The organism is Embleya australiensis, from assembly GCF_051903075.1.
Taxonomy (GTDB): Bacteria; Actinomycetota; Actinomycetes; order Streptomycetales; family Streptomycetaceae; genus Embleya.
This window is the reverse complement of sequence record NZ_CP182423.1, coordinates 3,132,820-3,153,925: the sequence shown is the minus strand read 5'-3', so window position 1 is coordinate 3,153,925 and position 21,106 is coordinate 3,132,820. Positions and strand designations below refer to the sequence as shown.

The window sequence follows — 21,106 nt, the reverse complement described above, 5'->3', positions numbered from 1 at the left end:
CCTGACGCCATGACGGAAACCAACCGGCCCGAAGCCCGGCAGCCCAGCCGCTCGTCCCTGACCATGCTCCTGCCGCACATCACCCCGACCCTGCCGGATGCGGTCGAGGTGATGACCGCCCTGATCGAACTCCCGCCCGGCGATCCGGGCACCCCCGCCCACCGCCACTCGGGCCCGGTGTTCGGATACATGATCGAAGGCGAGATGCTCTTCGAGCTCGAAGGCGAACCGGAGCGAATCATCCGCGCGGGTGAGGCCTTCTGGGAACCCGGCGGCGACGTGATCCACTACCAGGCAGGCAACAACCTCTCCGACGCCTGGAGTCGCTTCGTCGTCGTGATGACCGGCGCGGCGGGCACCCCGATGCTCACGCTGGTCGACGAGGCGGAACTGGCGGCCCGCCGACACCTGCGCGTTGGCGGGGCCGGCGCAAAGGACTGACGCGGCACGGGAAAACGACGGACAACGCCGCGGACATGAAAACGACGAGGAGAAACCCTCTCCTCGCCATAACCAACATATAGCGCATCGGGGGCCTTGCGGCAAGGCCCCCGTCGTGCCGCAGAATCATCGACCTGAGCCGAAGCCCCGGCCGGGATCTGCGGAAATGGGTGAGTCGAGAAGTGCGTGTGTTGTTGTCGACGTTCGGGTCGCGCGGGGACGTCGAGCCGATGTTGGGACTCGCCGTCCGGTTGCGGGAACTCGGCGCTGAGGTATTGCTGTGCGCGCCACCGGACTTCGCGGAACTGCCGGCCCGGGTCGGCGTGCCGATGGTGCCGCTGGGTTGGCCGGTGCGGGCGATGGTCACGGGTGACGAGCCGCCGTCGGCGGACGATCTGCCCCGACGCGCGGCGGCTTGGGTCGACGCCCAGTTCGAGGTGCTGCCGAAGGTGGCCGAGGGCTTCGACGTGGTGGTGGGCGGCGGCATGATGCCGGTCGCCGAGCGGTCGGTGGCCGAGAAGCTGGGCATCCGCTACGTCTACGCGACCTACCAGCCGATCACGCTGCCGTCGCCGGACCGGCCGCCGCTGTCCCGGCCGGGTCGGCCGTTCCCGCCGAACGTGACCGACAATCGGGCGCTGTGGGACATCGACGCCCGGGAGATCGCCGAGTTGTTCGGCCCGGCGCTCGCCGCCAACCGGCAAGCGTTGGGCCTGCCTCCGGTGCAGCACGTCCGGGACCACATCTACACCGACACGCCGTGGCTGGCCGCGGACCCGATCCTGAGCCCGTGGGATACGACCGACCTCGACGTCGTACAGACCGGCGCGTGGGTCATGCCGGACGAGCGTGCGTTGCCGGCCGACCTGGAGGCGTTCCTGGCCGCCGGCGCGCCGCCGGTCTACGTGGGCTTCGGCAGCATGCCGATGCGTACCGCCCGGGATGTCGCGCGGGTGGCCATCGAGTCGGTGCGCGCGCACGGCCGGCGTGTGCTGCTGGGACACGGTTGGGCCGAACTGGCCCGGGTCGACGACCGGGACGACTGCTTCGGCATCGGCGAGGTCAACCAGCAGGCGCTGTTCGGCCGGGTCGCCGCGGTCGTGCATCACGGCGGCGCGGGCACCACGACCACCGCCGCCCGGGCGGGCGCGCCGCAGGTGATCGTGCCGCAGGGGGTGGATCAGCCGTACTGGGCGGGCCGGATCGCCGACCTGGGCATCGGCGCGGCGCACGACGGCCCCATCCCGACCGTCGAGTCCCTGACCGCCGCGCTCGCGACCGCGCTCGCCCCCGAGACCGGCGGGCGGGCCGGCGCCGTGGCCGCCGCGATCCGCGCCGACGGCACGACCGTGGCCGCGAATCTCCTGCTCGACGCACCCGGCCGGGATCGCTCGTCGGTATCCGCGTGAACCTCGCGCAACCGTCGAGCCACAACCCGCCACGCACCACGGTCGCCCCGCGACCCCGGATCGGAGCCGATGCCGTGAACCCCGTCACCACCAGCGCGTTCGACCTCCCCGACCGCCTCGCCGCCAAGGCCGACCCGGCGCTGATCGCCGACGACGAGCGGCACTTCGCGGCCATCGCGACCTGCCTGGACGAGCAGATCGCCGAGTTGTCCGACCGCCTGGACACCGAGCGCAGGTCGCCGGGCGGCCAGGGGCGGGCGGCGATGGACCGCGACATCGAGATCCACCGACTGACCACGCGCCTGCGCGCGCTGCGCCGCTTCGGCCTGGACCTGTGCCTGGGACACATGGTCGACGCGGCCGGCGAGACCGTGTACGTCGGACGTCTGGGCCTGACCGACAGCGCGGGCCGCCGACTGCTGATCGACTGGCGCACCCCCGCCGCCGAACCCTTCTTCGGCGCCACCCACGCCAACCCGATGGGGCTGGCCAGCCGCCGCCGCTACCGCTGGACCCGGGGTCGGATCGGCGACTACTGGGACGAGGTGTTCACCACCGACGGCATCGTCGGCCACGCCGCGTTGGACGACCAGTCCGCCTTCATCGCAAGCCTGGGCGGCAATCGTTCGCCCCGGATGCGCGACGTCCTGGGCACCATCCAGGCCGACCAGGACGCGATCATCCGCGCGGGCTCCGCCGGCGCCCTCGTCGTGGACGGCGGCCCGGGGACCGGCAAGACCGTCGTCGCCCTGCACCGCTCCGCCTACCTGCTCTACGCCGACCCGCGCCTGGGCCACCGCCGAGGCAACGTGCTGTTCGTCGGCCCGCACCAGCCCTACCTGAACTACGTCGCCGACGTCCTGCCCAGTCTCGGCGAGGAGGGCGTACAGACCTGCACCCTGCGGGACCTGCTCCCCGAGGGCGCCGGCGCGGCCGTCGAGGCGGATCCCGAGGTGGCCGCGCTCAAGGCGTCGGCGCGGCTCGTGCAGGCGATCGAGAAGGCGGTGGCGTTCTACGAGGAGCCGCCCACCAAGGGCATGACGGTCACTACGCACTGGTCCGACATCCGGCTGACCGTCGCCGACTGGGCCGAGGCGTTCGAGGCCGCCGAACCCGGGATCTCGCACAACGACGCCCGGGACCGGATCTGGGAGGAACTGCTCACGATCCTGGTCGACAAGCACGACGACGACGAGGCCTCGCCGGAGTTGCTGCGCCGGTCCCTGCAACGGAACCGGGAACTGCTCGCCGTCTTCAACCGCGCCTGGCCGCTGCTCGAGGCGACCGACGTGGTCGGCGACCTGTGGACGGTACCGGCGTACCTGCGCATGTGCGCCCCGTGGCTCGACGCGGACGAGGTACGGAGGTTGCGGCGCAAGGAGGCCGACGCCTGGACGGTGTCCGACCTGCCGCTCCTGGACGCGGCGCGGCTGCGGCTCGGCGACCCCGAGGCGTCCCGGCGCATGCGTCGGCAGCGGGCCGCCCTCGCGGCCCAGCGCGAGAACATGTCCCAGGTCGTCGACGCCCTGGTGGCGGCCGACGACGACGGTGAGGGCGTGGTGACGATGTTGCGCGGCGAGGACCTGCGCACCTCCCTGGTCGACGAGTCCGGTGGGCCCCGCATCGAACCCGACCTGCTCGCCGGTCCGTTCGCGCACATCGTCGTGGACGAGGCGCAGGAGTTGACCGATGCGGAGTGGCAGATGTTGCTGCTGCGCTGCCCGTCCCGCAGCTTCACCATCGTCGGCGACCGTGCCCAGGCCAGGCACGGCTTCACCGAGTCGTGGCGGGAGCGGCTGGAGCGGGTCGGTCTGGACCGGATCACCATGGCGTCGCTGAGCATCAACTACCGCACGCCGCAGGAGATCATGACGGAGGCCGAGCCGGTCATCCGGACCGTGCTCCCGGACGCCAACGTGCCCACGTCCATCCGTGGCAGCGGGATCCCGGTCGGGTACGGCTCCACGTCGGAGTTGACCACGATCCTCGACGACTGGCTCGCCGCGCACGACGAGGGAATCGCCTGCGTGATCGGCGATCCCACGTTCCGCTCGACGCCTCGGGTGCACTCGCTGACCCCGGAGTTGTCGAAGGGCCTCGAATTCGACCTGGTCGTCCTGATCGACCCGGACACCTTCGGCAGCGGCATCGAGGGCGCGGTCGACCGCTACGTCGCCATGACGAGGGCGACCCGCCGCCTCGTCATCCTCACCGGCGACTGAGGCCCATCGTGGGCGGGCCCGGCCGGGCCCGCCCACGCCCGCCCGGGCGCCGAACTACAGCCGCCACCACCAGGCTTCGAGATCCTCGTCGTCGGCGTATTCGACGGGCGCCGCGTACGGGGATCGTCGGGCGATCGGCAGAGCGTCGGTGCGGCGGACCAAGGCGCGCAGGTCTTGGACGGCGGGCATCTCGGCGAGTTCGGCGACGTCGAACGGGCAACCCGCGGGACCGCCGACGAGGGTGGCGCAGCCGAACGCGTACCACATGCCGACGAGTTCGGCATCCTGCTCCCGCTCGGCGGCCACGGCGACCTCGCGGACCACGTCGATCAATCGAACGCGGCGCGGCGGCACGGCGTCGGGGCCGCGCAGCTCGCCGGCGTCGACCATGCGCCGCCACAGCGCGGTGCCGATGTCGCAGTAGAGGAACGGCGGTTCGACGTAGCCGTCTTCGAGCCACGACTCGTAGCCGTCGAAGTCGGGGGCGTCCTCGTCGAAGGTACGCAGTGCGGTGAACTCGGTGAGCGCGTCGAGGCGTTCCGGTCGCGCGGCGTAACCCGGATGCCGGTCGAGCGGGAACCGGTACGTGTGTCCGCGTCGCAGCAGGGTGTCCAGCACGCGGAAGTGCGTGAACGAGCAGTCGTATCCGTTCTGGAATCCGTACAGCGCCGCGATCCACTCCCGAACGCGCGGGTCGTCGGGCGCGGCGTGTGTGTCCAGAACCCGAATCGAGTCCGCGACCAGGTCCTCGATCTCGTGCTCGGACACCCGCGTCTCCGTCCCAAGTCGTCTCGTGTCGATCGCGACGCCCGACTGTATCGACCCGGGGTGTCGGTCAGGATTGTGGGATGGCGCGCATGACGGCGTGCCAGGGGCCGGCGTCGAAGATCAGGTGGATGTCGGTGATGCGGCCGTCGGACAGGCGGAAGTGTTCGGCGGTGTGTTGGACGCCGACCGTCGGGATGGTGGTGTGCACGTCGTAGACCAGGGTGGCCCGGTCCTCCGCGTACAACTCGCTGATCAGGTCCACCCGTTCGACAATGGATACGAACATGTCCAGTCCCGCGAGGTGTCCGTCGGCGTCGTCGGAGGCCGTGAGCGGGCTGCGGAATCGGAAGGTCTCCGCGAGGGTACGGGCGGCGGCGGGCGCGTCGCCTCGGAAGCGGGCGTGGTGGTAGGCGCGCACGGTGTCGCGGGTCGCATCGGTGGGCGTGGTCATCCCGAGGTTTCCTTCCCGGCGCCGGCCTCGAGGTGGGCGGCGATGCGTTGTTGGTTTTCCACGACGCGAAGGCACAGGTGGCGCAGTTGGCTCAGTTCGGTGTCGGTGAAGCCGTGGAACACGGCGGACATGGCGCGTTGGGTCGGCACGCGGAAGTCGTCCAGCCAGGCGCGGCCGGCCGGGGTGATGCGGCCCACCACCGCGCGTCGATCGTGCGGGTCCGGTACCCGTTCGGCGAGCCCGTCGCGTTCGAGCGTGTCGAGCAGGCCGGTGACGTTGCGCGGGGTGACCCCGGCGGCGCGCGCGAGTTCGCCGGGCTTGACGCCGGCCTCTCCCGCGCCGCCCAACCTCGCGAGCACGTCCAGCGCTCCCGCACTGAGCCCGCGCCCTTCCGAGCCATGCGCCCGCAACCGCTCGACCGCGTTGTGCGCGGACCGCGCGGCGGCCGCCGCCTCCAACCGCATGGTGTCCCCGTCCACGGCGAACTCGGCCATCGCGGACCGTACTTGCGGATCGAAGAGCAGTCCGTCGACGTCCGTCGACAACCGCCCGATTTTATTTACGTCCTTCATAATGAAGTTATATTCCATCTGCCCGACCCGCGTCAACGACGCTCGGGCCGAGGGTCGTGGCATCCTCCGGGATGGCCGCGGCCGGGGTGTCGAGGCGGCCGGACGCGAAGATCTCGGTCATCAGGTCCGGGCTGATCGTGGACGGGACGCCATCGTGATCGGCGCCCCCGCCGTGGCCCACCGTCACCGCACCGTGGAGGACGTACCGGCGACCTACCGCCAACACCACCCCCGCCTGAACACCACCCAAAACCCACCCCCTCGAACCGCCCGGCCGTCGGCACCGATCGCCCGAGTCCCGGGCCGGGCGCACCTCCCGGCCGACAGGTGTTGTGGAGGGCAGGCTGACGATGCGTGAACATCCTCACAACAGATTGTCGGCCTCGGTTCGGGGCGTGGCCCTCCGTGTGCGTCGCGCGAGCGGATCGTGACGGATCGCCGGCGGCGGCGCGTCCGGGATTCGGGGGGCGCAATGGCCGGCATGCCCCGAATGACCCATGCATTCCGGCCAATTTCTGCGCCCCTCCGGCCGGATCCGGGAATTCGTGTCCCGAACCTTCGACGCGTCGTATTCGGCTGCCATTCGTCGACATGACGGACATATGACTCCATCCCGGGAATGGTCGCCCGCATGCAGTCGCGGTGAAAGAAGAAGTGTCGTCGGCGCCCGGAACGGGGAAGTCTGCGCCACTACACTCGCTACGCCCCATCGACGAGAGAGCAACGGCGACAGTGAAATGTGCAGCGGGCGGGTCGCACTTATCGCGATGCGCGGGACGCAGACCCGGTGACGTGCCTCGGGCACCCGGTCGACCCCGGATTCCACTCGCTGCGTGCGCCGTTGCCCGCCTGATAGCGCGACGAGGACCGTGGGAATGAATTTTGTACAGGACCCCGCACTCTGGTACGGGGTGGCCGGCACCTGTGCCGCGGCCGTTTACGTGGCCCGCAGCCGAATAACCGTCAGGGACCTGAGGGAGAGGAATCGCCTGCTGGCCGAGGACGTGCGCATGCGTGACGAGGAGATCGACAACGTCGTCCGCGTGCTGCTGCCGGCCCTGGTCGAGACCGGGGACCGGATCCAGGGATCGCTCCTCCGCCACGAGCAGTTGCGCGGAACCCCCTACGCGCAGGGGATCGAGACGGTCGTGGGGATGTTCACCACCGCCGTCGAGGACGCCCGCGACCGCGCCGACCACTCGGCCAAGAACGCGCTCAAGGCCGCCATGCGCACCCTCCAGGCGCTGGCCGGCGAGCAGCAGGTCGCGATCTCCGACATGCAGAACAACTACGTCGACGCGCAACTGCTCCAGGATCTCCTGGCGATCGACCACATGAACTCGCAATTCGGCCGCCGCGCCCAGGTCATCGCCGCGCTCTGCGGCGGCTGGACCGGACGCCAGCGCGCCGCCGCCCCGCTGTACGACGTCATGCGCGGCGCCAAGGGCCGCATCCGTGACTACCTGCGGGTGGAGATCCGGATGCAGTCCAACGTCGCGGTGATCGGCCGCGCGGTCGAGCCGGTCGCCCTCGCGGTGGCCGAACTCCTGGACAACGCCGCCAGTTACTCCCCGCCGCACACCACCGTCGAGATCAACTTCCAGACCGTGCCCAACGGGGTCTGTGTGATGGTCGACGACGCGGGTGTGGGTATGCACGAGGAGGCCCGGCAGAGCGCCGCGCGCTTCCTCGGCGCGACCGAACCCGTCGGCATCACGCGGCTGGGACACCCGCCCCAGTTCGGCTTCCCCGTCATCGGCATGCTCGCCGCCCAGTACGGCTTCACCGTCTCGGTGGACACCCGATCGCCCTACGGCGGCATGCGCGCGGTGGTGATGTTGCCCTCCGAACTGCTCACCACCGCCGTCGACGCCGACCCCTCCCCGGCCGCCGCGCCCCGGCGCGTGGCCCGCGGGTCACGTGCCCAGGTCGCCGCGGCCGAGCCGGCCGCGGCCCTGCCCGCCACCGCGTCCGCCCCCACCGCAGGAGCCGCCGCCTTGGACGGGGAACTGCCCCAGCGCCGCCGCCGGGCCCCACGACCGGTCGAGCACACCCAGGCGGTGGCGCCGACCGAGACCCCCGACCGTTCGGACGCGGAGACCGCGGGGCTGATGGGCGCGTTCCTGCGCGGAACCCGCTCCGGCCGCGTCCCCGAGACAGACGACAAAGGGCAAGAAAGCCGATGACCAACGACCTGGCCTGGATTCTCAACGACGCCCTCAAGGTCCCGGAGGCCCGGCACGCCATCCTGTTGTCCGCGGACGGAATATTGCGCGCACATTCCGACGGGATTTCCCGGGACGAGGCGGACCGCCAGGCCGCGGCGCTGTCCGGGCTGCAATCGATCAGCCGGAGCACGGCGGAGTTCATCGGCGATTCCGAGTCGCCCTGGCGGCAGACGCTCGTGGAGTTCGGCAACGGATTCATTTTCCTGGTGGCGGCGGGTCCCGGTGCCTATCTGGCGGTATCTGCCACGCAGAACGTGGACATGGAGATCATCACGTTCCGCATGCAGCAGCTCGTGCGCCAACTAGGAAAGGAAATGACCAGCCCGCCCCGACGGAATGCGGACCATTCGGTATGACCAACGACCCCGCGGCGAAATCCGACGCCGCCGACTTAGTACGCCCCTACGTCATCACCCGCGGCCGCGGCCACCCGACCCGCGATGGTCTGGACCTGGTCAGCCTGGTGATCGCGCTGCCCGGCGACGAGTCGCCGCACATCCTCGACCCCGAGAGCACCCGCCTGCTCGCCCTGTGCCGCGGCGGGATCCTGTCGGTCGCCGAGGTCGCCGGACACCTGGCCCTGCCCATCGGCGTGGTCAAGGTGCTGCTGTCCGACCTCATGGACACCGGCCTGGTCGCCACCCGTCGGCCCATCCCCACCGCCGAACTCCCCAAGACCCAACTCCTGCAGGAGGTGCTGGATGGCCTTGCCCGTCTCTGACGGCGCCGCCGCGGACGTGTACCTCGCCGACTCCGTCAAGATCGCGGCGAAGATCCTGATCGTGGGGCACTTCGCCGTCGGCAAGACCACCTTCGTCGGCACCATGTCCGAGATCCGTCCCCTCAGCACCGAGGAGACGATGACGCAGGCCGGCGCGCACGTCGACGATCTGACGGGCGCGGGACGCAAGACCACCACCACGGTCGCCCTCGACTTCGGCCGCCTCACCCTCAGCGACCGACTCGTGCTCTACCTGTTCGGCACCCCCGGGCAACAGCGCTTCGCCCAGGTGTGGAAGGACATGACCGTCGGCGCACTGGGCGCGCTCGTCCTGATCGACCCCCAGCGCTTCGACCAATCCTTCGACGTCATCGGCCTGTTGGAGGAGTACGACGTGCCCTACGCCGTCGCCGTCAACCGGTTCGACGGCTCCGTCGAACATCCCCTGGAGAAGCTGCGCGCGGCGCTCGACCTGCTGCCGGACACGCCGCTGGTCACCTGCGACGCCCGCGACCGCGCCTCCTCGACCGAGGCCCTGATGGCCCTCGTCCGCTACCTCCAGCTTCGGGCATCCAAGGAACTCGCGTGAACACTGGGAACACCGGCCCCTTCGATCGATCGGCCTCCTCCCCCGGCGACCACGCCGGCCCGCCCCCCGGCTGCCCCGCGCACGCCGGTGGGGCCCTTCCCCTGTACGACAAGACCTTCTCCGCCGACCCGCGCGCCGCGTACGAACACCTGCGCCGCCAGGGCGTGGCCGCGCCGGTGGAACTGGCGCCCGGGGTGGACGCGATGCTGGTCACCGACCACGCCGCCGCGCTGCGCGTACTGCACTCCCCCGAACTGTTCGCCAAGGACCCCCGCCGCTGGCTCGCGCTGGCCGACGGCACCGTCCCCGCCGACAGTCCGGTCGTGCCGATGATGATGTATCGGCCCAACGCCCTGTTCTCCGACGGCGCCGAACACCTGCGGCTGCGCCAGGCGGTCACCGACAGCCTGGACCGGATCGACCCCTATCAGCTGCGCCGCTTCGTCGAACGCAGCTCCGACTACCTCGTCGACCAGTGGGCGGGCACCGGCCGCGTCGATCTGCTGAACCAGTACGCCAAGACGCTGCCACTGCTGGTGTTCAGCGAACTTTTCGGCAGTCCGCCCGAGTTGGGCGACCGCCTGGTCGCGGGCATCGCCGGCATCTTCGACGCCGTGGGCGACGCGGAGGCGGCCAACACGATGTTGACCGGCGCCCTCGTCGAACTGGTCGCGCTCAAGCGCGAACAGCCCGGCTCCGATGTCACCTCGTGGCTGATGGCCCACCCGAGCCGGCTCACCGACGAGGAAATGATCCATCAACTCGTCATGCTGATGAGCGCGGGCACCGAACCGCAACGCAACCTCATCGCCAACGGGTTGCGGCTGATCCTGTCCGACGAGCGATTCTCGGCGAGCCTGTTCGGCGGCGGCGCCTCCGTCGAGGACGCGCTCGACGAGGTGTTGTGGACCGACCCTCCGATGGCGAACTACGCCGTGCACTATCCGGTGCGGGACGTGGACCTGTCGGGCGTGGTCCTGCCGCGCGGCACCCCGGTGGTGATCAGCTTCGCCGCCACCAACAGCGACCCCGCGCTGATCGCGAACGGCCGCCGGCCGAGCAACCGCTCGCACCTGGCCTGGAGCGCGGGACCGCACGCCTGCCCGGCCAAGGACTCCGCCTGGCTGATCGCCATCGCCGCGATCGAAAAGCTGCTCAACCGCCTGCCCGACCTGGAACTCGCGGTTCCGGTGAGTGAGTTGGACTGGCGACCCGGCCCGTTCAACCGGGCGCTGACCGCACTGCCCGCCCGCTTCACCCCGATCGTGCCGCGCCCGGCACCCCCCGCCGATCCGGCGCCCGCCCGCGCCGCCACCGCGCCCGAACGCCCGGAATCCGGGGCACGCAAGGGCGGCGTGTGGAGCTCGTTCCTGAACTGGTGGCGAGGCCAGTAGTCCCACTCCTGCCGCACCGGGCGGACGGCACCACCCTCCGCCGGTGCCGGCGTCGCGGCCCGGGACGCGTCGACCCGCTCCCGGGCCCGACCTCGGCACGCCACGAACGAGGCAGCGGCACACACCCGTGCCGAACGCCCCAACCGACAACCGCAGACACCCTTCATCGTCGGCCGCCCCCCTTCCGGGCGCCCGATCGATCAACGCTGTACCGAGTCGCCTGTTGACATCGTGTCGAGTTCGAAGGAGCCGTCGTGCAGCCCTCCGCGTCACCCACCGTCATCGACAGCAGAAGTGTCGTCGCCCTGTTGTCCCGCCTGCGCTCGGTGGCCGGGCAGGCGGACCCCCTGCCGCTCTACGCCGGTCTACGGGAGATGGGTGACGTCGTGCCCGCGCCCTGGGGCGGGTACCTCGTGACCGGCCACCGCGCCTGCGACGAGGTGTTGCGCAGCCCCGATTGGCTCGCCCTGGATCACGCGTGGCGCGCCCGTCAGCCCGACGACTCCCGCTGGTCGACCCCGTCCTCGCGCGAACTCGAACAGACGCTGGTGGCGCTGAATCCGCCCGAGCACACCCGGGTTCGCAGATCGGTCAACACCATCTTCGACCGAGGCACCCTGGAGGCGCTGCGTCCGAAGGTGCGCCGGGTGGCGAACACCCTGCTCGACACCCTGATCGAGCAGGCCGGGGACGGGGACGCGGACTTCGCCGAACTCGTCGGCGAGCAAATGCCGGTGGCCACCGTCGGACACTGGCTCGGCGTGCCTCCCGAGGACTTCGACCTGCTCCGCTCCCTCACCCACGCACAGGCGTACGCCCAGGAGTTGCTGCCCGTCAAACGCCAGCTCCGGGCCGCCGACGAGGCCATCCGCGGCCTGCGCGCATACTTCACCGCCCTGGTCGCACGCCGCCGTGCCGAGCCCGGCGACGACGTGATCTCGAGCTGGCTGCGCGCCTGGGACGCACTGGAGCCGGATCGCGAAATCGCCGACGAACAGGTGTACGCGCTGGCCATGTTCACCGTCATCGCGTCCCTGGAGACCACGTCCACACTGCTGTCCACGATGGTCTGGACCCTGGACCGGCATCCGCGACAGCGGGCCTGGCTGCGCGCCCACCCGATGGCCCTCGCCGACGCCGTGGAGGAGGTGTTCCGCTACGACCCGCCGATCGCCGTGACCACGCGCTACGCGAGTAGGGACCTGGTGCTGGCCGGGGTTCCGATCGCGCGGGGCGAGGTCGTGCACACGATGCTGGCCTCGGCAAACCACGACCCGTCCCTGACCCCGGACGCACACGCCTTCGACGTCACCCGCCGAGCCCGGCACATCTCCTTCGGGGGCGGCATCCACTACTGCATCGGCGCCGGCCTGGCCCGCCTGGAGGCCAGTCTCCTGCTGGAGGCGATGCTGCGCCGGTTGCCCGCACTTCGGGTCACCGAGCCGCCGACGTGGGAGCCCCGCCTGGCGTTTCGCCGGATCACCGCGATGCGGGTGAGCGTGCGCTGACCCGCCCCGACGGAGGCCGGTCGCGCCGCGCCGATGCGACCGGCCTCCGGGTGGAGGGGATCAGCGGGCCGCCCCGGCGCCCAGGAACGCGGACAGGAAGTGCCCGTCCAGCAGGGACAGATCCCCGTACCGGTCGCTTCGGCTGTACGCGTTCATCAACGTCTTCGTCGCGTGCAGCGCCGCGACCGGGCGGCGCACCACGGGCTTGACCCAGCGGCTTACCGCGTCGTCGAGATCGACTGCCGGCACCACCCGATGCAGGATCGACAACCGATGCGCGGTGGGGGCGTCGAACATGTCGGCGGTCAGCACGAGTTCGCGGATCCGGGCGGCGCCGACCTCACCGATCAACCGGGCCATCGCACCGCCCCACGCGGTCGGCATCCCGAGGGCCAGCTCCGGCATGCGGAAGCGGGTCTCGATGTCGCCCACCCGCAGGTCGCAGAAGATCGCCAGGGCCAATCCGGCCCCGACCACCCGACCGTGCACGCGGGCGATGGTGACCGGATCGGCGGCGGCCAACCCCTCGCACACCGCCCGCGCCTTCTCGCCGAGCCGACGCAGCGCCGGACCCCCGGGGTCGTCGGCCGCCAGCCGCAACATCTCGCCGCGATCACCACCCGCGCAGAACGAATCGCCCTCGCCCGACAACACCACGACCCGCACGTCGGAGCGCGAGCGCAACTCGGCCAGCACCGCGAGGAGATCGTCCAGCATCTGCTCGTCCAGCGCGTTTCCCGCCTCCGGCCGGGCCAACCGCACCCGCAACACCGCCCCGTCGAGGCTGGTGCGCACCGTCTTCAGATCCAGCGAGTCCACGAACGTGACCCCTTCCGGTGGTGGGAAAAACGCCGCCGCGCCGGCGGAAGCCCCGTCGATCACCAGATCGTCGCATTGATGATCACGACTTGAGGAGCCCAATCCACGCCATTCGAACACCCCTCCGAGGTACCCCCGGCACACCCCGTCGGCGCCGGCGCCACACACCGGCGCGACATCATCCGTGAGCGGCCGTATACGTTGCGTGGCCTACCTCATCGCCGTTCCACACCCGCCCGGGCGGCCGTGCCGAGACGCCGGCGCACCCCCGCCGCGGCGATCCCCACGACCTCGGAGACCAGCGAATCCGCGCCCGCGTGCCGGCCGAAACCATCCGGTACCCGGCCCGAACACGACCGGGCCGATCCGAGCCGGCGCAGGGCGCGTCGCGGGCGGCCCCGGGTGTACGCGATGACGGCGGGGCGGGTTGTGGCATTGTGGCGGGTTGTGTGGGCGACGGCCGTCCGCCGAGTGTGAGGGGTCCCGACGTGCCCGAAGACGTATTCGTCCTTCCCGTCGAGCGGCGACTGGGTGCGCACACCACGCTGCGTCGGGTCGGTGCGCTGCCGGTGGTCGTGGTGACCCATCCGCGCGTGCGTGCCGCGATCACCCTCCAGGGCGCGCAGTTGGTGCACTGGCAACCGGTGGGCGAGGAGCCGGTGTTGTGGTTGAGCGAGACCACGGCGTTCGAGGAGGGGCGGGCGGTTCGCGGCGGAGTGCCGATCTGCTGGCCCTGGTTCGGCGCGGCGGGTCGGCCGAGTCACGGCTTCGCGCGCGTTCTGCCATGGGAACTGCTCGACATCGACGAGAGCGCGGTCGGGGACGAGGCCGCTCCGGGCGACGAGGCGGTGCGCGTGACGCTGGTGTTGCGGGCGAGCGAGGAGTCGCGGGCGTACTGGCCACACGAGTTCGAGGTGTTCGCCCGGTTCGTACTGGGGCGCGAGTGCCGGATCGAACTGGAGGCTCGCGGTGACTTCGAGAGCACCGCGGCGCTGCACACCTATCTGCGGGTCGGTGACCTGGACGAGGTGCGGGTCACCGGTCTGGGCGGGCCGTATGTCGACAAGGTCCTCGACGCGCCCGTGCACGCCGACCCGGCCGCGGCCGGGATCGCCTTCCGGGGGCAGACCGACCGGGTGTACACCCGCCCCGGCGACGTGAGCCGGGTGGAGGATCCCGCCGGCAAGCGGGTCGTCGAGGTGCGCCACGAGGGCCACACCGATGTGGTCGTGTGGAACCCGGGCGCCGACCTCGCGCGCACGATGGCGGACGTACCCGACGACGGCTACCGGGAGTTCGTCTGCGTGGAGACCGCCCACGTCTCGCGGCCCCTGGTGAGCACGCCGGGAACACCCGCTCGCCTGGGTACCACGCTCCGGATCGCGCCCGACGCGTAGGCGGGGCTACGGGTAGTACGGCGACGCGGTCAGGTAGGAGAGTCGGAAGCCGTTGTCGGCCGGCGCGCCGGTCGGGGTGTAGCAGGCCAGGTACATCAGGACGTCGTCCTTGGCGCCGTAGTCGTTGCGCAGCACGGTGGTGCAGTAGCCGCCGCCGACGGCCGTCAGGTGGGCGTAGCTGGTCAGGTAACCGACCGTCAGGTGCAGCGTGTAGCGGCCGGTCGCGGTGCGCGTCACGTCGGCCGAACCCGGTCGGGACATCCACGATCCGGTGATCGTCGGCGCGCCGGCGCCGGGTGCGTCGGCGACGGTCAGGTGCACCGCGTGCGGGACCCGGGTGTCGTCGAGCGGACTCTGCCGGCCGGTGTGGCTCAGGGTGAACGCGGTGTCGGCCGGTGCGCCGGTATGCGTGGTGCAGGCCACGGACGCGGTGCCGCCGGAGAGCGCGGTGAGCGCGCAGTGCCGAGGCGTCGTCCCGACCGGTGAGACCTGGACGGATTCGGTGTCCGCCGCGACCGCCACCGCGTAGCGTCCGGTGCCGGTACGGGTCACCGCGCCGGTGTTCTGCCGGGACGCGGCGGCGGGGATTTGGCGGGCGGCGGTCGGCTCGTCCGCGTATACGTATCCGCGTGAACCGGCCTGGCCGTAGGGGCCGTTGCGGTCGCCGGCGAGGAAGAGTCCGGTGAACGGGATGTCGGCGGACGTGCCGGTGCGGTCGAAGCAGGCCACCTCGACGCGCTCGTCGGTGCCCTGCGGCCACCACCGTACGGGTTGGCAGGACACACCGTTCGCGGCGTAGTCGGAGACCGAGACGTGCGCGATGCCGCCGGGGGCGGCGCTGTCCGGGAGGATCACCACGTGCCGGCCGACGGCGGTGTGGGTGACGCGTACGGCCTTGACGACGGGTGGATTGCCGAGCCGCCAGATGCCGTAGGTCCAGTTCGGTTCGTGGCTGTCCGGGCGTTGCGGGGTGGGGGTGAGTTCGCGGGTGGCGCCGACGGGGTCGTCGGCGTAGCGGACCATCCAGAAGCCCCAGACGGCCGGAACGGGGGTGGAGGCGGGGGCATTGGCTCCACCGCTGCCGCCGCTGTTGCCACTGCCACCACTGCTGCCGCTGCCGCCTCCGGCTCCGCCGCCGTTCGGTGCGGTGCCGGTCTCGCTTCGGCCGCCGGTGCCGGGTGGGCCGGTCGGGCCGTCCGGATCGGGGTCGGTCCCACCGGTCGTTGCCGCCGCCCCGCCCGGGGCCGTCGGGCCGCCGGGCGACGGGGCCGACGGGACGTCCGTCGGGGCGGGGCTCGGGGGCGGGGTTTCGTCCACCACCGACTGCGCCGCCCCGCCCGGACCCGGCGGACCGCCGGGGACCGCCGAGGGGCCGGCGGACGGCCGGGCAGACGGGGTGTGCGCGGCGTCGGGCGCGACGGCCAACAGGGTGAGGGCCGCCGCGGTGGCGAGCGCGACGACCGTGCCTCCCACGCGTACCGCCAACGGATTGTCCGCGGCGATTCGCGTCGCGGTGTTCACCGCCGGCGCGACGCCGGGGACACGGAGCAACCGGTGCAGGACGGCATCACCTGCGGCGCGGGTGGCGCTGAGCGCGGGCCGGACGACGGCGTCGAAGGCGGGGCGTAGGACCCGGACGACACTGCCCAACACGCCCGGGTCGGGGGCCGCGGCAGCGACTTCCGGGGCCGGGACGGGTGACGCCACCGGGGCAACCTCGGCCGTGGCCGCCGGCCGCCCCGTCCACCAGGCCACCGCCGCGCGGCGCCGCTCGTCGTCGTCCTCACCCTGCCGGGCCGCCGCCAGCGCGAGTCCCGGTCCGAGCACCCAGGTGCGCTGCACGATGGCGTCCTTGGCCACGGCGGAGCAGGTGGGACAGCCCGCCGCGTGGGCGCGAAGGACGCGATACTCCGCCCGGGTCGGCACCAGGCCCGACGCCATCTCGTCGGCGGCGAACAGCCGTGCGAGCCCCTTGACTTCGGCCGCCGTCGCGCAGGAGAAGCGCATCGAGCGCGCCGCCGCCAGGAGTCCGACCCGTTCGCGCACCTTCTTCAGGCCCCGGCTCAGTTCGCGGTCGACGCGAACCCGGGACCAGCCCAGACGGGCGGCGAGTTCGGCCCCCTTCACGGGACGCATTTCGGCGAGCGTGTGGTCCAAGTGCGCGCTCACCACCATGCGTTGGGTCTGCGACAGCGCGTCGGTGGCGGTGTAGAGCGCGGCGAACGCCTGGGTCTTGCCATAGGCGTGGCCGAGGTCGCCGCCGGACGCGGTCATCTCCGAAAGGGTCGTCTTCTTCGCGTCGTCGGGCGAGATGTCCTCGTCGACCGGGCGACCCGCGGCACGTTCCCGCGCCCTCAGTTCCGCCATCCGGACGTGCTTGGCGATGCCCCACAACCATCGGTCGACACCCCGGTCCGGCCTCAGGTCGCGGGCGATCCCGTCGAGCGCGCGTACGAACACCTCGCTGACGCAGTCGTCGGCCTCCGCCGCCGACGGCAACTTCGCCCGGAACCAACGCACCAGCGCATCGTGATGCCGCTCGTACAACGCGATCCGCGCGCCCTCGTCGCCGTCGCGCAGCAGCTGCCACGTGTCGTTGGCGGCGCCGTCGGGATCGGCGTCCGGATCCGCGGCCCACAGGCTTTCCGGCAGCCCCCCATCCGACGGCAAGTCCCCGGACAGTTCCGGTCCGATCCGTGTCATGGCACCCTCCGCAACGGCAATGCGACGTCGTCACCGGGGACGTGTCTCGAGGGATGCGAATCTCTCCACTTTCGCGCGACCGATTATCCGCCGGCGCGCGGCCGTCGGTCCGGGAAAGCGCACATCACGACGAAACCCACACAATCGGCGCCCCAAAGATTCCCGCCCGAAAAGTGGAGAGATCCCGCCGCCCCCGACCACGTACCGGACAAGTCGACACCGGTACACCCGAAGGGCAGCCATCATGCGCGACCACCCGCATTCCTTCCTCGTGGCACGGCAACTCGTCCTGATCCTCGGCCCGTTCGTCATCCTCGTGATCGCCCTGCGGGTCCACTACCTGCGCCGATGGGGCGTGCGCACGACCGGCACCGCCGTATCCACCTTCCGCGAGCGCCGCATCCGGCGCGGCAGCGGCCCCGACCGCATCCGCGACGACGTCTACTTCGTGGAGATGACCGTCGTCGAATACACCGCCCACAACGGCATTCCGTACCGCTGCACGGTCGAGGGCCGCCTCCGCCCGGGCTCACCGGTCGCCCTGGTCCACCCGCCGCGCAGCCCGCACCGCGCCAAGGCCGCGTCGGCGGCTTCCTACGGCCGCGTGGTCGTCGCGATCCTGACGTACACGATCCTGGTGGTCGGCCTTTCCTACATGGCGCACGGGGTCGACAACCAGGTCCACGACTTCTGCGCACCCCTCACCCCGGAAGACCGCACCTTCCACGACTGCCCGTAGACCGGCGATCAGGTTCCGATCGCCGCCGCGGCCGCTCGGACCGCGGCGGCGATCGTGGCCAGGTCCTCGTCGGTGGTGATGTACGGCGGCATCGTGTAGATCAGGTTGCGGAACGGGCGTAGCCAGACGCCGTGTTCCGTGGCCGCCCTGGTGGCCGTCGGCAGGTCGATCTCGTGGTCGAGTTCGACCACGCCGATCGCGCCGAGGACACGAACGTCGCGAACGCCGGGGATGGTTCGGGCCGGGGCCAGGCCGGCGGTGAGGGCGGTCTCGATCCGGGCGATGTCGGTACGCAGGTCCTGGCCGAGGATCAGGTCCAGGGACGCGTTCGCGACCGCCGCGGCCAAGGGGTTGGCCATGAAGGTGGGGCCGTGGGCGAGTACGGGCGATTCGCCGGTGCCGATCCCGGCCGCCACCTCCTCCGTGCACAACGTCGCGGCCATGCTCAGGTATCCGCCGGTCAGGGCCTTGCCGAGGCACATGACATCGGGGCCGACGCCCGCGTGGTCGGCGGCGAACAGTTCGCCGGTGCGGCCGAAGCCGGTGGCGATCTCGTCGAATACCAGCAACACGTCGTGGGTAGTGCACAGTTCGCGCAGCGCCCGCAGGTAGCGCGGGGAGTGGAAACGCATCCCGCCGGCGTTCTGCACGATCGGCTCGACGATCACGGCCGCCACCTCGTCCCGATGGCGGCTCAGCAGCGCGTCCAGGTGGTCCACATAGGCGGGGTCGAAGTCGCACGGCGGGGCGTCGGCGAAGACCTGTTCGGCCAGGGCGCCCTGCCACATGTGGTGCATCCCGCCCTCGGGGTCGCACACCGACATCGGATGCCACGTGTCACCGTGATAACCGCCCCGCCAGGTCAGCAGGCGCCGCTTGCCGCCGCGACCCCGGGCCCGCCAGTACTGGAGGCACATCTTCATCGCGACCTCGACGGAGATGGAGCCGGAGTCGGCGAGGAAGACGTGCCGCAACGGTTCCGGGGTGATCTCCACCAGGGTGTGCGCGAGGCGGATCGCCGGTTCGTGGGTGAGGCCGCCGAACATCACGTGGCTCATCTGCCCCACCTGGTCGTGGATCGCCGCGTCGAGCACGGGATGGCGATAGCCGTGCACGGCCGCCCACCACGAGGACATACCGTCGATCAACTCCTCGACGTCCCCGATCGGTTCGGCCAGGCGCAGCCGTACTCCCTCGGCCGACCCGATCAGGAGCGGCCGCGTCGTGCCGGGCATCGCGGCGTACGGGTGCCACACGTGTTCCCGGTCCAGGTCGAGCAGTTCGCCGGGGGTGCGGTCCCGGCGCCCGGTACGCACTCGGCCCGGCCGGTCGTCGAGCGGCGCCGGGGTGCGCCACCCGGCCCTCACGTGTTGGCCGGCAGGTCGCTGCCCGCGCCGCGCCGCCGGATCGCGACCAGGTCGTGCCGGGCGTCGGGCAGGGTCTGCTCGTCGACGCCCTCGATCACGAAGCCCGCGTCGGCGAGCATCTGCCGGTCGTCCGCGCCCGGTTGACCCTCGCTGGTCAGGTAGTCGCCCAGGAACATCGAGTTGGCCAGGTGCAGCGCGAGCGGCTGGAGGCCGCGCAGGTGGATCTCCCGGCCGCCCGCGAGGCGGACCTCGACGTCGGGGAAGAAGAACCGGAACAGCGCCAGGATGCGCAGGCAACGCTCCGGCGTCAGCTCCCAGTTGTCCGCGAGCGGGGTGCCCTCGAACGGGATGAGGAAGTTGACCGGCACCGAGTCGGGATCCGACTCCCGCAACGCGAAGGCCAGATCGACGATGTCCTCGTCCGACTCGCCCATCCCGAAGATCGCCCCGGAGCACGGAGACAGGCCCGCGGCGCCGGCGCGACGGAGGGTGTCGGTGCGGTCGGTGAAGGTGTGCGTCGAGCAGATGTCGGCGTAGCGCGCCTCGCTCGTGTTGAGGTTGTGGCTGTACGCGTGCGCCCCGGCGGCGGCCAGTCGTTCGGCCTGACCGTCGGAGAGCAACCCGAGGCAGACACAGATCTCCACCTCGGGGCTGCCCTCCTTGACCGCGGCGATCGTGTCCTCGATCCGGGTGATGTCCCGTGCGCCCGGGCCGCGTCCGCTGGCCACCAGGCAGATCCGCTTGGCGCCGGCCCGCACGGCCCGATCGGCGGTCCGCGCGGCCTCCTCGGGCGAGATCCACGAATACTTCAGGATCTCCGCCGACGACCCGAGCCGCTGCGAGCAGTAGGAGCAATCCTCCGGGCACAGCCCGCTCTTCATATTGATGATCGTATTGAGCTTCACGCGCCGACCGAAGAAGTGCCGCCGCACGCGCCCGGCCGCCGCGACGATGTCCAGCGTCTCCTCCGCCCCCGCCAACACGGCCAACGCCTCGTCACGAGAGGGCGTTTCGCGCCGCAGCGCCTTGCCTACGAGCCCATCGAGCAATGTCGTCATGCCTCGCAGTCTCACCGAGTGTGATCACCCGCAACAATGAAGCGACCCCACAACATCAACCCCCCGAACTCTGTCCCCGTCCACCCCGTCACCCCCCATCCGACCTGGAAACATGAATAGATCGGGCGAGCCGTCGAAAGCCGATGACCGGGCCGGGGGTGGCGCGTAACCCGCGTGAGGGTGCGGGCGTTAGGGGTGACGGGGCCCTGCGCGCGGGTGCGTGGGGGCGTCCCCGGCCTGTACGCATGTGCACACGCATCGGGAGTCTTCAGTGGTGCTTCGTCGTCTCGTCGTGTCCGCCCTGGTTCTTGTCTCAGCGCCGTACCTGGCTCCCGCCGCCGTGGCCGACTCGGCACCCGTCGCGACCGGCGCCTCGGGGATGGGGGATCGGTTGACCATCACCGTGACGGACGCTCCCGGCGGGGCGGGGGTGTACACGCTGGAGTGCCACCCCGCCGGGGGCGATCACCCCGCGCCCCGGCAGGCTTGCGAAAGGTTGGACTCCGTGACGATGTGGGGCAGGGACCCGTTCGCGCCCGTGCCGCACGGGGCGATGTGCACGATGATCTACGGCGGACCCGCCGCCGCGCACATCACCGGCGTGTGGGCCGGCCGCCCCGTGGACGCCGCGTTCGACCGGACCGACGGGTGTGAGATCGCCCGCTGGGACGACCTCGTCCCGGTCCTGCCGACGGTGGGCGGCTGAGGCGCACACCGCTT

Annotated in this window: 19 protein-coding genes; 12 read left to right on the top strand and 7 right to left on the bottom strand. The window is 71.4% G+C overall.

What is annotated here, in order from left to right:
* Positions 1–9: 9 nt before the first annotated feature.
* The 3 genes from ACMXN5_RS43995 (at position 10) to helR (ending at position 4,072) form a co-directional block, all read left to right on the top strand.
* Positions 10–441 (top strand): cupin domain-containing protein, encoded by a 432-nt coding sequence (locus ACMXN5_RS43995; RefSeq protein ID WP_439680470.1) that lies wholly within the window; start codon positions 10–12, stop codon positions 439–441.
* 182 nt (positions 442–623) lie between these two features.
* Complete coding sequence (locus ACMXN5_RS43990) at positions 624–1,850, top strand: glycosyltransferase (protein ID WP_439681414.1); 1,227 nt, start codon at positions 624–626, stop codon at positions 1,848–1,850.
* A 74-nt stretch (positions 1,851–1,924) separates the two neighbouring features.
* Positions 1,925–4,072: an RNA polymerase recycling motor ATPase HelR gene (gene helR / locus ACMXN5_RS43985; protein ID WP_439680469.1), complete on the top strand. Its 2,148-nt coding sequence runs from the start codon at positions 1,925–1,927 to the stop codon at positions 4,070–4,072.
* Positions 4,073–4,126: 54 nt separating this feature from the next.
* Here the strand turns inward: helR and ACMXN5_RS43980 are convergent, their stop codons facing one another.
* From ACMXN5_RS43980 to ACMXN5_RS43970, 3 genes are all read right to left on the bottom strand, one after another.
* Positions 4,127–4,840: a hypothetical protein gene (locus ACMXN5_RS43980; RefSeq protein ID WP_439680468.1), complete on the bottom strand. Its 714-nt coding sequence runs from the start codon at positions 4,838–4,840 to the stop codon at positions 4,127–4,129.
* Positions 4,841–4,907: 67 nt separating this feature from the next.
* A complete protein-coding gene (locus tag ACMXN5_RS43975) occupies positions 4,908–5,291 on the bottom strand; it encodes a nuclear transport factor 2 family protein (protein WP_439680467.1) in 384 nt (127 codons plus the stop codon).
* Positions 5,288–5,881: a MarR family winged helix-turn-helix transcriptional regulator gene (locus ACMXN5_RS43970; protein WP_439680466.1), complete on the bottom strand. Its 594-nt coding sequence runs from the start codon at positions 5,879–5,881 to the stop codon at positions 5,288–5,290. Before ACMXN5_RS43970 ends, ACMXN5_RS43975 begins: the two co-directional genes overlap by 4 nt.
* Positions 5,882–6,738: 857 nt before the next feature.
* Between ACMXN5_RS43970 and ACMXN5_RS43965 the strand changes: the two genes are divergently transcribed.
* The 6 genes from ACMXN5_RS43965 (at position 6,739) to ACMXN5_RS43940 (ending at position 12,303) form a co-directional block, all read left to right on the top strand.
* Positions 6,739–8,049 carry an ATP-binding protein gene (locus ACMXN5_RS43965; RefSeq protein WP_439680465.1) on the top strand — a complete coding sequence of 437 codons (1,311 nt, stop codon included), beginning with the start codon at positions 6,739–6,741 and terminating at the stop codon, positions 8,047–8,049.
* Positions 8,046–8,447: a roadblock/LC7 domain-containing protein gene (locus tag ACMXN5_RS43960; protein WP_380002450.1), complete on the top strand. Its 402-nt coding sequence runs from the start codon at positions 8,046–8,048 to the stop codon at positions 8,445–8,447. Before ACMXN5_RS43965 ends, ACMXN5_RS43960 begins: the two co-directional genes overlap by 4 nt.
* Positions 8,444–8,812 (top strand): DUF742 domain-containing protein, encoded by a 369-nt coding sequence (locus tag ACMXN5_RS43955; protein WP_439680464.1) that lies wholly within the window; start codon positions 8,444–8,446, stop codon positions 8,810–8,812. The genes ACMXN5_RS43960 and ACMXN5_RS43955 overlap by 4 nt, the downstream gene beginning before the upstream one ends.
* Positions 8,793–9,401, top strand: coding sequence for a GTP-binding protein (locus ACMXN5_RS43950; RefSeq protein ID WP_126637668.1), 609 nt, complete (start codon positions 8,793–8,795; stop codon positions 9,399–9,401). Before ACMXN5_RS43955 ends, ACMXN5_RS43950 begins: the two co-directional genes overlap by 20 nt.
* 164 nt (positions 9,402–9,565) lie before the next feature.
* A complete protein-coding gene (locus tag ACMXN5_RS43945) occupies positions 9,566–10,795 on the top strand; it encodes a cytochrome P450 (RefSeq protein WP_439681413.1) in 1,230 nt (409 codons plus the stop codon).
* 254 nt (positions 10,796–11,049) lie between these two features.
* A complete protein-coding gene (locus ACMXN5_RS43940; RefSeq protein ID WP_439680463.1) occupies positions 11,050–12,303 on the top strand; it encodes a cytochrome P450 in 1,254 nt (417 codons plus the stop codon).
* A gap of 60 nt (positions 12,304–12,363) precedes the next feature.
* On the opposite strand, the gene ACMXN5_RS43935 is transcribed toward ACMXN5_RS43940, so the two are convergent.
* Positions 12,364–13,122, bottom strand: a complete 759-nt coding sequence (locus ACMXN5_RS43935; RefSeq protein WP_439680462.1) for an enoyl-CoA hydratase/isomerase family protein — start codon at positions 13,120–13,122, stop codon at positions 12,364–12,366.
* Between the two features lie 488 nt (positions 13,123–13,610).
* On the opposite strand from ACMXN5_RS43935, the gene ACMXN5_RS43930 reads away from it, so the two are divergent.
* Positions 13,611–14,519, top strand: coding sequence for a D-hexose-6-phosphate mutarotase (locus ACMXN5_RS43930; RefSeq protein WP_439680461.1), 909 nt, complete (start codon positions 13,611–13,613; stop codon positions 14,517–14,519).
* Positions 14,520–14,525: 6 nt separating this feature from the next.
* Here the strand turns inward: ACMXN5_RS43930 and ACMXN5_RS43925 are convergent, their stop codons facing one another.
* Positions 14,526–17,222 carry an RNA polymerase sigma factor gene (locus ACMXN5_RS43925; protein ID WP_439680460.1) on the bottom strand — a complete coding sequence of 899 codons (2,697 nt, stop codon included), beginning with the start codon at positions 17,220–17,222 and terminating at the stop codon, positions 14,526–14,528.
* A 244-nt stretch (positions 17,223–17,466) separates the two neighbouring features.
* On the opposite strand from ACMXN5_RS43925, the gene ACMXN5_RS43920 reads away from it, so the two are divergent.
* Positions 17,467–17,961 (top strand): hypothetical protein, encoded by a 495-nt coding sequence (locus ACMXN5_RS43920; protein ID WP_439680459.1) that lies wholly within the window; start codon positions 17,467–17,469, stop codon positions 17,959–17,961.
* Between the two features lie 8 nt (positions 17,962–17,969).
* Here the strand turns inward: ACMXN5_RS43920 and ACMXN5_RS43915 are convergent, their stop codons facing one another.
* Together ACMXN5_RS43915 and bioB are read right to left on the bottom strand one after the other, a co-directional pair.
* Complete coding sequence (locus tag ACMXN5_RS43915) at positions 17,970–19,196, bottom strand: adenosylmethionine--8-amino-7-oxononanoate transaminase (RefSeq protein ID WP_439681412.1); 1,227 nt, start codon at positions 19,194–19,196, stop codon at positions 17,970–17,972.
* A 128-nt stretch (positions 19,197–19,324) separates the two neighbouring features.
* Positions 19,325–20,386, bottom strand: a complete 1,062-nt coding sequence (gene bioB / locus ACMXN5_RS43910) for a biotin synthase BioB (protein WP_439680458.1) — start codon at positions 20,384–20,386, stop codon at positions 19,325–19,327.
* Between the two features lie 379 nt (positions 20,387–20,765).
* On the opposite strand from bioB, the gene ACMXN5_RS43905 reads away from it, so the two are divergent.
* Positions 20,766–21,092, top strand: coding sequence for an SSI family serine proteinase inhibitor (locus ACMXN5_RS43905; RefSeq protein WP_439681411.1), 327 nt, complete (start codon positions 20,766–20,768; stop codon positions 21,090–21,092).
* Positions 21,093–21,106 lie beyond the last annotated feature (14 nt).

Excerpts from the sequence above, each read along its gene's own strand:
- ACMXN5_RS43970 (WP_439680466.1), bottom strand. The coding sequence starts at position 5,881 with ATGGAATATAACTTCATTATGAAGGACGTAAATAAAATCGGGCGGTTG.
- ACMXN5_RS43975 (WP_439680467.1), bottom strand. The coding sequence starts at position 5,291 with ATGACCACGCCCACCGATGCGACCCGCGACACCGTGCGCGCCTACCAC.
- ACMXN5_RS43905 (WP_439681411.1), top strand. The coding sequence starts at position 20,766 with ATGGGGGATCGGTTGACCATCACCGTGACGGACGCTCCCGGCGGGGCG.
- ACMXN5_RS43955 (WP_439680464.1), top strand. The coding sequence starts at position 8,444 with ATGACCAACGACCCCGCGGCGAAATCCGACGCCGCCGACTTAGTACGC.
- ACMXN5_RS43950 (WP_126637668.1), top strand. The coding sequence starts at position 8,793 with ATGGCCTTGCCCGTCTCTGACGGCGCCGCCGCGGACGTGTACCTCGCC.
- ACMXN5_RS43960 (WP_380002450.1), top strand. The coding sequence starts at position 8,046 with ATGACCAACGACCTGGCCTGGATTCTCAACGACGCCCTCAAGGTCCCG.
- ACMXN5_RS43925 (WP_439680460.1), bottom strand. The coding sequence starts at position 17,222 with ATGACACGGATCGGACCGGAACTGTCCGGGGACTTGCCGTCGGATGGG.
- ACMXN5_RS43965 (WP_439680465.1), top strand. The coding sequence starts at position 6,739 with ATGAATTTTGTACAGGACCCCGCACTCTGGTACGGGGTGGCCGGCACC.
- bioB (WP_439680458.1), bottom strand. The coding sequence starts at position 20,386 with ATGACGACATTGCTCGATGGGCTCGTAGGCAAGGCGCTGCGGCGCGAA.
- ACMXN5_RS43995 (WP_439680470.1), top strand. The coding sequence starts at position 10 with ATGACGGAAACCAACCGGCCCGAAGCCCGGCAGCCCAGCCGCTCGTCC.
- ACMXN5_RS43915 (WP_439681412.1), bottom strand. The coding sequence starts at position 19,196 with ATGCCCGGCACGACGCGGCCGCTCCTGATCGGGTCGGCCGAGGGAGTA.
- ACMXN5_RS43920 (WP_439680459.1), top strand. The coding sequence starts at position 17,467 with ATGCGCGACCACCCGCATTCCTTCCTCGTGGCACGGCAACTCGTCCTG.